This window comes from Barnesiella sp. (genome assembly GCF_022723415.1).
Classification (GTDB): Bacteria; Bacteroidota; Bacteroidia; order Bacteroidales; family Barnesiellaceae; genus Barnesiella; species Barnesiella intestinihominis.
This window is the reverse complement of record NZ_JAIJHU010000076.1, coordinates 1-10914: the sequence shown is the minus strand read 5'-3', so window position 1 is coordinate 10914 and position 10914 is coordinate 1. Positions and strand designations below refer to the sequence as shown.

Sequence of the window (10914 nt, the reverse complement as noted above, 5' to 3'; positions counted from 1 at the left end):
ATATTAAGATAAGTACCTCATAAACAAGGAGAAAATTCTTCCGATTTTAAAGATTTTTACGACACGCCAAACAGAGCCTTTGAAAAACAAATTTTATTATATTATATTTGCGACATACATACTTATATCACAATGCTTCTCTTTCAATAAATTCATGAAAATAACCGAAAATAATATTATAGAAAGTTTGAAATCTGGAGAAGAACAAGCATTTCGATACATTTACGACAAATACTACGGTTATTTATGTGCCATAGCAAAAGGTTACCTTTCCGATAACGATGCGGCAGAAACTGTTGTAGGAGATGTAATTTACAACATTTGGGAAATACGGAAAAATCTGAATATTCATACTTCGTTACGATCATACCTCATACGTAGTGTGAAAAATAGATCTATCAATTATTTACAGCAAGAGTACATTGCCAAAGAAATTTCTATCAATTCGCTACAAGATTACACCGAGATAGAATCTTTTTACTTTATAGAAGAAGAACACCCTTTGGAAAAAATGCTCGAAACGGAACTTGAAAAAACGATAAAATCTGCTATCCATACACTTCCAGAAGAGTGTCGAACGGCTTTTATATTGAGCCGTTATCACGATATGAAATACGAAGAGATAGCATCCCAAATGAATATATCCGTTAATACTGTAAAATATCATATCAAGAATGCCCTATCCAAACTGAGAACAGAATTAAAAGACTACCTTGTCGTACTTTTACTATTTCTGTTATCGAATGAACTTTATTGTAACACTATAAAAAAATTATTAGATCTTCTAAATACTTAAAATTATTTAAAACCACTCATACAGACTACCCCAAAGAAAAAAAACATCTGTCTTTCCTTTGAATATGAAGAGAGCCGACATACATACCGAGCACATAAATAATCTGATTCTTTCATTTTTGAATCGGACAATATCTTCTACAGATTTAAAGGTATTGAAAGAATGGATTGACGAAAATGAAGACAACAAAGCCTATTTTTCGGAAATACAAAAAATTTGGCTGATTTCCAGCATTTACGAAAAGAAAAACTTCGATAAATTAAAAGACCGGGCTTTTCAACAATTCAAAGACCGGATCGCTCAAAAAAACCAAGAACAAGACATTTATATCTCACGTCCAAATTGGAATCGGATTTTTTATATAGCGGCATGTATCATTATTGCATTCTTTGCAGGAATAGGAGTAATGTACTTTACTGGGAATCAAAGACTCTCCGATCAAACGCTATCCTATTCGGTAGAATCTCCACGAGGATCGAAATTAAAACTGTCTCTCCCGGACGGAACATCGGTATGGCTCAATGCCGATTCAAAACTATTATATGACAACAACTTCGGTATCAACAACCGCGATGTCACGCTATACGGAGAGGGATACTTCGAGGTCAGCAAAAACAAAAATCTCCCTTTTCAGGTCGTATCGGACGATATAAAAGTAGAGGTCTTAGGGACAAAATTCAATGTCAAAAATTATCCAGAAGACCCGAATATCAAAGTCGCATTGTTAGAAGGTTCGGTAATGCTATACGATTCTCTTGAAAGCACGAAATTAAAACCGAATCAGATAGCACAATACGACAAACAAAACAAAAAAACCACATTAAAGACCATAGCGGCAGAAAATACAAGCGCGTGGATAAACGGTCACCTGTATTTCGACGAGGAAAACATGGAAACCATCGCTTTGGCTTTGGAACGAGCATTCGATGTGAATATTACCATTAAAGACGAGACCCTGAAAAAAATGATATTCTACGGCGACTTCATTATCGAATCGAACAATATCGATGAAATTATGAATATCATGGCTGCCACAAACAAATTTAACTACCACTATAAAATCCGTAAAAACGAAATAGAAATATTTCAATAAACACATTCGATATTTATTGGTGTAATAGACAAATCCAATTTGTCTAACTACCCGTTTCATACCTAAAACCATGCTCAAAACAGTTACTATTTGCCGTTCGGTTTATCCGTTAAGATTCATTTTACTACTCGGTATTCTATTCTCTTTCAATGTTTTTGCTAAGCAAAGCCAAGAAGAATATATCATCGAAAGAGAAAACTGGAAAGCCTTTATTCGTCTTTCGGACGGTACAGTAGACCGATATGAATTTCGGGAACATGGCGTATGGAAAACCATACCCTTTCGCCACGACCGAATGGCCGGACCGGCTTGGGACGGTATCATGCTGGCTCACGATAAAAAAAATCCGGGATCGTTTATCGGTGAAAAAGACCACATTTTATACAATATCTCGTACGTCCCGGCGCAAGACCATCTCATCGTCAAATGCTCCATGACCAACACGGGGAGTACACCATACGCTCCGAAACAAAGCAGGCTGATTCTCGGTATCGATAGTGAAATGCACGCCTACCCTCAATGGGACACTAAATTTTTCCCCACTCTGCTACGTTGTGAAAAAGACTTCGCATGGGGCTATTTCATGTCTCCGAAACAAACCATATTCGGTTTTACAACGGCCGAACCGGTTGCCTCATACACCATAAACTACATTTACGAGGGTTGGCTTAAATGGAAATGGGGACATCAAATAAGAACTGCCAGTTTAGATATGCTACATTGCTTACCTCTGCCGGAAAGGCATCCCCAGAACTTAACGGAGCTGGCTCCCGGAGAGACGAAATGCTGGCATATACACATGGGACAAATACAGTCCCTTCCCGACGTAAAATCGAAACTTTCGGAATGGGCTGCTGTTCCCATGATCGAGTGTAACCGCTACACCATAACATCGAAAGAAAGCATATCCGTACGGGGGTATTCGACCGACTCGATAAGCATCGCAATAAAAGGCCCCGGCATAAAAAATCAAAAAAGCCTCACGACCGACAAAAAAGGCAATCTGTACACGACCTGTTTCCGCCCGACTCAAAAAGGAGAGTATAAAATCACGGTGACAACCCGATCGGGAAAAACAGCAGAAGCCCGTATATTCGTTCGGCAACCGTGGTCGTGGTACATGAAAAATGCCCGAGACTTCGTAGCCGAGAACCAACCCTTATTCTCCAACGCTTGTGAAACATTTTACGGATACTACACCGCCTTTCTTGCGGCAAAACACTTCCCCGACATGGCAAAAGACAACGCCTTGCAAGAACGGTTCGACAACACTCTACCTCTAATTATCGACACAACCACATGGCTGCCTAACCCGAAATCACTGCCTCACCGCATACAAAATTTCTCTGCCCTAATGGGAATGCTGGTCGACCTATGGGAATATACGGGAGAAAAACATTACTTGGAAAAAGCCGCCCACATCGCAGATTATCTCTGTTCCGATAAAATACAAGGGCCTGACGGAGCTTATCGCTCGCAAGGAACTCATTACACGGCTGTTATCTATACAGCCAAATCGATGCTCGAATTGGTGGCCGCCGAAGAAAAGCTCATCGCGAATCCCGTTTGGAAAGAACGCCACGAACGACATTTAAACTCGGCCCGAAAAGCCGTAGACGATTTGTGCGGACGGCTCGACGACATAGAGACCGAAGGCGACATGACTTTCGAAGACGGCATGATCACTTGCAGCGCCCTGCAATTGGGCATGTATGGATTGCAAACTACCGAACCGTCACAGCAGAAGAAATACAGCGAAGCCGCCCGATATCTGATGGACAAACATAAATGTCTTGAACAATTATTAATCCCCGATTGTCGCATGAGGGGAGCCACACTGCGATACTGGGAAGCTCTCGACGTTTACTTTATTCCCAATCAAGCCATGAACTCTCCGCATGGCTGGACGGCATGGAAAATCTACGCCTCTTACTACTTGTATCTGCTGACCGGTGAAGAATTTTATCTAACCGATTTCATGGACACGCTCGGGGCCTGCGCCCAAATCATGAGAGAAGACGGTCATTTACGCTGGGGATTCATTCCCGACCCCTATATAGAAGCCAAGCTATATGTAGAAAATCCCGAGCAAAAACACCATGGATTAGTCGTCGACTCTATCGTGGGAGAACAATACTTAGATATGATAAGTCCGTGGTTGCGTCCCGACGATGAAAATACAATCTGTCAATTTAAAGAAAGAGGAGGAGCCGGAGACAATACGGTTCAAGAAATTTTCAAAGTCATGGAAGAGTGCGCTCTCACATCAGCCTATGTCCTCATACGAAAAGACGGCTCTATTCTGGCTTACAATTGTCAGGTTCACAAGAAAAACGGCACTTTGCATATTATACCCGATGAAGCCATCATCTCTAAGGTACACTTGAATACCGCCCGAGAAACAAATATTTCCATACAGGCGACCGGCAAAAAGATTCGCGTGAAATCGGTTCTCGGGTGTAAATGGATCGAACTAAATTAAGTCTTACCTTATGAACAAAAAACTTATTTTTTTAATAGTCAGCTTTTTGTACATGGTGACGGCTACGGCACAACCGTTATTAATCCCATATCCCCGATCGATAGAGATACGGGAAGGATATTTCTCCCTCACCGCAAAAACAGGCATTATCAACCTCAGCGACAAGAATAACGCCCGGCTGTTAAAACATTATATAGAAGAAGATATCAATATTAACCTCCACGAACAACGAGGCGACAACAATATATTCCTAATCACGAACCGAAAACTCAAAGAATCGCTGGGAGCCGAAGGATACCGCATGAACATTTCGGCTGATTCGATCGTCATCGAAGGAGCTGAAAATGCCGGCGTTTTTTACGGAATCCAAACGTTACGGCAGCTAGCGGCACAAAACAGACTGGCTATACCCTGCATGGAAATATTCGACAAACCCGAATACGAATGGAGAGACTTTATGCTCGACGAAGCACGCCATTTCAAAGGGAAAGTCGTCGTAAAGCAACTTCTGGAAGAGATGGCCTATTTGAAAATGAATAAATTCCACTGGCATCTCACCGACGATCAAGGGTGGCGTATCGAAATCGAAAAATATCCGCGACTCACCCAGATAGGAGCATACCGGGACAGCACCCAAATAGGAGGTTGGAACAGTCCCCTCTACGATGTCAACATTCATGGCGGTTACTATACCCGAGAAGACATACGGGAAATCGTAGACTTTGCGGCCGAACGGCACATTGAAATCGTCCCCGAAATCGAAATGCCGGGACACACCTCGGCGGCCATAGCCGCCTATCCCGAGCTCGGTTCCTTGAAAACACCCCCTACCGTGGCCACATATTTCAACCCCACGTGGGGAGTATTCAACGTGGCCGACGAGCGTGTAATACAATTCATACAAGATGTTTTCGACGAAATTTTCGATTTGTTTCCAAGTCGCTACATACACATAGGCGGAGACGAAGTCCACCCCGAATCGTGGGAAGCCAACAGCGACATCAGCCGCTTCATGAAAGAAAAGAATCTCGACAATTATAGCGAAGTGCAAATGCTGTTCACCAACCGGGTCGCCTCGCTCATACACAGCAAAGGACGCACGATGATCGGGTGGAACGACATCATGGGCAAGAACATTCACGAGTGGGCCGACTCCGACAACGAAAGTGCCCATGCCCTCGCCCCTTACGCCATCGTTCAATTTTGGAAAGGAGACACCGCCCTCATAGCCGAAGCCCTGAAACAAGGCCATCGAGTCATCAACTCATCGCACAGGGATACCTACCTCGATTATAATCATACCAAAATTCCTTTGGAAAAAGCCTACGATTTCTCTCCTTTTCCAAAAGGCATGGACCGAAAATACAAACCGTTGCTGTTGGGATCGGGCTGTCAAATGTGGAGCGAATGGATACCTCGCATCGAAGACATGCAACGCCAAGTGTTTCCCCGCATAGCAGCCTATGCCGAATCTGGTTGGACCATCGAAAATAAAAAAAATTTCACCCGGTTCTCGACCTCCCTATCCCAAATATTGATTCCTCGATGGAAACAAAAGAACATCGCATGGCATAAAGAATCGACACCGCAAGCCGAATAAATCAATACAGGTGCGTATCCACTCATATAGTTTTAGATAGTTTTTCATTCGGTAACAAAAAAATCACGAAAAAATATTTCGTTATCGACTACCCGATAAACATACAGACTTGTCCTAATTATATAACAAGAATATTGTTTTATGACTATTAACTAAAAAACTTTAATACTAACCTTTAATCAAACCAATCAATGATTAAGCATTACAGAACCCTGCTACTCGTGTTTGCGCTATTCTGTAATACGGTTGTCATTCAAGCTCAGAACGTTTCTCTGAAATTGAATAACGTAACCGTAAAGGAAGCCATCGAAGCAGTGAAAAAGCAAACAGGCAAATCATTCTTCTTCAATGTGAATGATGTAGATCTAAACCATCGGGTAAATATCGACTTAAAAGATGCGCCCCTCGGAAAAGCACTCTCTCAGATTCTTCAAGGTCAAGACATCGATTATGAAGTAAAAGACAATCACATCGTCTTATCCAAAAGAAACAGTACAAAAAACAACCAGACTTTTACAGTCGTAGGGCAAGTTACCGATGAGAAAGGAATGCCGCTCATCGGTGTAAACATCACTGCGAAAGGGCATGGAAACACGGTGACCGACATCGACGGAAACTATTCTATCAAAGCCGCACCGGGTATCGCTCTTGTGTTTTCCTATATCGGATATCTGCAAGAATCGGTCAAAGTAAACAAACAAAAGACGGTCAACGTCCAAATGACCGAAGACACGAAAGCGCTGAACGAAGTCGTAGTCATCGGTTACGGAACTCAGAAAAAAGCCAATCTGACCGGAGCTGTCGATGCCATATCTTCGAAAGAAATCGAAGACCGCCCCGTTTCCAACCTCGGTCGTGCCCTGCAAGGAGCCGTGCCCAACCTCAATATCACCTATGGATCGGGAAAGCCCAATGAAGGAACGAACATCAATATCCGCGGTTTCGGCTCGATCAACCAAGATGCCAAACCATTGGTTCTTATCGACGGTGTCGAAGGCAACCTCGACAATATCAATCCCCGGGACGTCGAGTCCATCTCGGTGTTGAAAGATGCATCCTCGGCAGCCATATACGGTGCAAGAGCCTCGTTCGGTGTAATCTTGGTAACCACGAAAAAAGGAAAAGACGGCACGGCCAAAGTCAGCTACAACGGACGATTCAGCTTCTCGAGCTCGACAGTCAAGACCAATTTCCTTACCACAGGTTACGATGCAGCAAGATTGGTCGATGAATACTTGATGTCCTACAACGGGACACGCTACACCAAATACACCGAAGAAGACTTCGCCGAATTGGAAGCTCGCCGGTATGACAAGACCGAAAATCCCGAACGCCCGTGGACAGTTATCAAAAACGTAGGTGGAGTAGACCAATACATGCATTACGCCAACTTTGACTGGTACGACTACCTCATTAGCAATTCAAGACCCACTTGGGACAACAATTTGAGCATTACCGGTGGCACACAAAAGTTAAACTACTTCGTTAGCGCCAACTACCATACCGAAGACGGTATATACAAACAAAACACCGACCGATTCGAAACGGCCAATATCCGTGCCCGTATTAGCGGCGACATAAAAGACTGGTTCAACTTGACGGTCACCAGCCATTTGTATCACTCCCGCTACGAAGCGCCCGGTTTGGAAAACGGCAACAACATCGCGAACTACACATTCCATGCCATGCCTTTCTTAATGCCTTACAACCCCGACGGAACCCACGTGTTCAGTACCCCGATCATTGCACAACAACCCACCGACGGCGTACACATCATGACCGCCGATGGCAACACTTTTACCGACGATAAATTCAAGCGTTTGACAACATCGGTAAACGCTACATTCAAACTCTATAAAGGGCTCACATTGCACGCCAATTACAGTTTCCGATACGACACACAAGACAAAGTCGTACGTACAGCCCCCGCAGAATATTCGACGGAGCCCGGAGTCATTATCCCGGTAACAGGAGACCTGTTCAAAAACAAATTGCGTCAACGTAATAATAGCGAGTACTACCACATGGTCGATGCCTATTTAAGCTACGACAACACATTCAACCACCACCACATAAGAGGACTCGTTGGTTTCAACTACGAGCAAGATTATCAAAAGAATCTTTACTCCACAATGATGGATATACAATCCAACAACCTGAACGACTTCAACTTGGGTAACCACACCGAAGGTGTCTCTTTGGAAGGAGGACAATACGAATGGGCACTCGAAAGTTTCTTCGGACGTGTAGGATACGACTGGAAAGGAAGATACTTGGCAGAAGTAAACCTCCGCTGGGATGCATCTTCGCGTTTCCGCAGGGACAAGAGAGCAGCGGTATTCCCCTCGGTTTCGGCCGGTTGGCGTGTAAGTGAAGAACCTTTCTTCGCACCCATACGCAACACATTCTCCAATTTCAAAATCCGCGGATCGTTCGGGTCGCTCGGCAATCAGGCCATATCCAGCCCCTACCCCTATATACAGACATTGGATTTGTTGCAACAAAACTATCTGGTAAACGGCGAATTCCTCACCTACGCATCCGTCTCCGCTCCCACAGCAGGTAACTTCACTTGGGAAACCGTTGTTCATGGGAACTTGGGTCTAGACCTCGGATTTTTCAACAACCGGTTGACATTCGCCGGAGACTTGTATATTCGCGACACGAAGGACATGCTCGTCCCCGGTAAGACACTACCCGGAGTATACGGAGCCGCTTCACCGAAAGAAAATGCCGCCGACTTGCGCACCAAAGGTTATGAACTGACTTTGAGCTGGAACGACAAATTCAACCTAGCCGGCAAACCTTTCACTTATGGCGTATCTTTCGCTTTGGGTGACAACATCTCCAAAATCACGAAATATGACAACCCCACCAAAGATTTCAACGTTTCTCAATACTACGAAGGCATGACCATCGGCGAAATCTGGGGATACCAAATCGACGGCTTGTTCAAAACCGATGAAGAGGCTGCCGCATACCAAGCCGAAATAGACCACTCGCTCATCGCCAAAAACATCTTGCAAACAGCAACGGGCAAATATAAAGGATTGAAAGCCGGTGACCCCAAATTCGTAGACCTCGATGGAAACGGTCGCATCGACGATGGTGAAAAAACGGCAAACAATCGTGGTGACATGCGTGTCATCGGCAACTCCCGCCCCCGTTACAATTACAGCGGAAGCATCAACCTCGGCTGGAACGGGTTCGATATTTCGGCCTTCTTTCAAGGTGTAGGTCGTCAGCACCGTTACCCCGACGGCAACGCCATGCTTTTCTGGGGTGGATATGCCCGTCCCTACTCTTCGTTCGTGCCCGAGCACTTCTTGGACGATGTTTGGAGCGAGGACAATCCCGACGCTTACTTCCCTAAATTAAGAGGTTATGCCGCTCAGGGAGACCGCCATTTGGCAAAAGTAAACAACCGCTATTTGCAAAATACCGCATACTGCCGTTTGAAAAACCTCACTGTCGGATATACCCTTCCGGTCGACCTCACCCGGAAAGCCCGGATCGACCGCGTGCGCGTCTATTTCAGCGGTGACAATCTGGTCACTTGGACGGCTCTCAAAAGCAAATACATCGACCCCGAACAATTCTCTACCGATGGTAGCGCCCGGGTCTATCCGTTTGCCAAAACATTCTCTTTCGGTCTTGATATTACATTCTAATAACTTTCATTACTTATTCTCATGAAAAAGAACATTAAATATATAGTTGCGGCTGTTGCAGGTTTATGGTTGACCGGCTGTACCGACGACCTTGACCGCTTCCCGCTTTCTTCTCTTTCTCCCGAAACCTATTTCAACACAGAGGAAGAGTTGGAGACTTTCACGAACCATTTTTACAGCCAGTTCCCGAGCGCAGCGTCTGGTTACGGAGAATCCGAAGACATAGTTAACATCTTTACTCTACCCGCAACGACGATCGGGCTCACCCGCACAGTCCCCACCAAAGGAGGGGGCTGGAACTGGGAATACCTGCGTGAAATCAATCTCTATTTGAAATACTCCCATCGCTGTAACAACAAAATAGCCCGGGAGCACTACGACGGTATCGCACGTTTTTTCAGAGCCTATTTCTACTTCGAGAAAGTAAAAAGATTTGGCGATGTACCCTGGTATAACAAACCGTTGGAATCGAACGACCCCGACTTGAAAAAGCCTCGCGACTCCCGCCAGCTCGTCATGGACTCGATCATGTCCGACATCGACTATGCGATCAACTACTGTGACGACAACTCCGAACTGTACCGCGTGACCAAATGGACGGCTATGGCCCTCAAATCGAGAATCTGTCTGTTCGAAGGAACATTCCGTAAATACCATGGAATCGCAGGATACGAGACATTCCTCGAAGAATGCGCCACCATCTCCAAACGGTTTATCGATGAAAGCCCTTACAGCATCTACACGTCGGGAGACAAACCCTATCGAGACCTTTTTGCCTCGATGAACGCCATACAACAAGAAGTTATATTGGCTCGTGACTACGACTACACCAAAGGTGTGAAGCACGAGGCCAATTACAACACCATGGCACAAACCTACGGACGTCCCGGCATGAACAAAAAAATCGTAAACAGCTACCTCATGACCAACGGTGACCGCTTCACCGACCAACCCGGCTATAAGACCATGCAATACTACGACGAAATGCAGAACCGCGACCCCCGCCTCACTCAAACCGTCGTAGGTCCGGGCTACATGCGTATCAATAGCGACAAAGTGGAATCGCCCAACTTCTCCTCATCGACCACCGGATACCAAATCATCAAATGGGTAACCGATGCCTCAGGAGACGGATACATGGGATCTTCCAATGACTACATTCTGTTCCGCGCCGCCGAAGTCTACTTGAACTATGCCGAAGCGAAAGCCGAGTTAGGAACCTTGACACAGGAGGATCTCAAAATCTCCATCAAGAAAATCCGCGACCGCGTG

At 44.9% G+C, this 10914-nt stretch carries 6 protein-coding genes; all 6 read left to right on the top strand.

Translation table 11 applies throughout. The features are described from left to right. Window positions 1-154: 154 nt before the first annotated feature. Complete coding sequence (locus tag QVD32_RS11830; protein WP_118687092.1) at window positions 155-796, top strand: RNA polymerase sigma-70 factor; 642 nt, start codon at window positions 155-157, stop codon at window positions 794-796. Between the two features lie 64 nt (window positions 797-860). Further along, window positions 861-1889 (top strand): FecR family protein, encoded by a 1029-nt coding sequence (locus tag QVD32_RS11825; RefSeq protein ID WP_118687091.1) that lies wholly within the window; start codon window positions 861-863, stop codon window positions 1887-1889. A gap of 70 nt (window positions 1890-1959) precedes the next feature. Further along, window positions 1960-4371 (top strand): hypothetical protein, encoded by a 2412-nt coding sequence (locus QVD32_RS11820; protein WP_118687090.1) that lies wholly within the window; start codon window positions 1960-1962, stop codon window positions 4369-4371. A gap of 10 nt (window positions 4372-4381) precedes the next feature. Then, a complete protein-coding gene (locus tag QVD32_RS11815) occupies window positions 4382-5971 on the top strand; it encodes a beta-N-acetylhexosaminidase (protein WP_118687089.1) in 1590 nt (529 codons plus the stop codon). A gap of 191 nt (window positions 5972-6162) precedes the next feature. After that, on the top strand, window positions 6163-9642 hold the full coding sequence (locus tag QVD32_RS11810) for a TonB-dependent receptor (protein WP_118687088.1): 3480 nt from the start codon (window positions 6163-6165) through the stop codon (window positions 9640-9642). A 21-nt stretch (window positions 9643-9663) separates the two neighbouring features. Continuing rightward, a partial coding sequence (locus QVD32_RS11805) for a RagB/SusD family nutrient uptake outer membrane protein (RefSeq protein WP_287710254.1) occupies window positions 9664-10914 on the top strand: 1251 nt, incomplete at its 3' end.

Coding starts and splice junctions, on each gene's coding strand:
- QVD32_RS11830 (WP_118687092.1), top strand. CDS start 155: ATGAAAATAACCGAAAATAATATTATAGAAAGTTTGAAATCTGGAGAA.
- QVD32_RS11825 (WP_118687091.1), top strand. CDS start 861: ATGAAGAGAGCCGACATACATACCGAGCACATAAATAATCTGATTCTT.
- QVD32_RS11820 (WP_118687090.1), top strand. CDS start 1,960: ATGCTCAAAACAGTTACTATTTGCCGTTCGGTTTATCCGTTAAGATTC.
- QVD32_RS11815 (WP_118687089.1), top strand. CDS start 4,382: ATGAACAAAAAACTTATTTTTTTAATAGTCAGCTTTTTGTACATGGTG.
- QVD32_RS11810 (WP_118687088.1), top strand. CDS start 6,163: ATGATTAAGCATTACAGAACCCTGCTACTCGTGTTTGCGCTATTCTGT.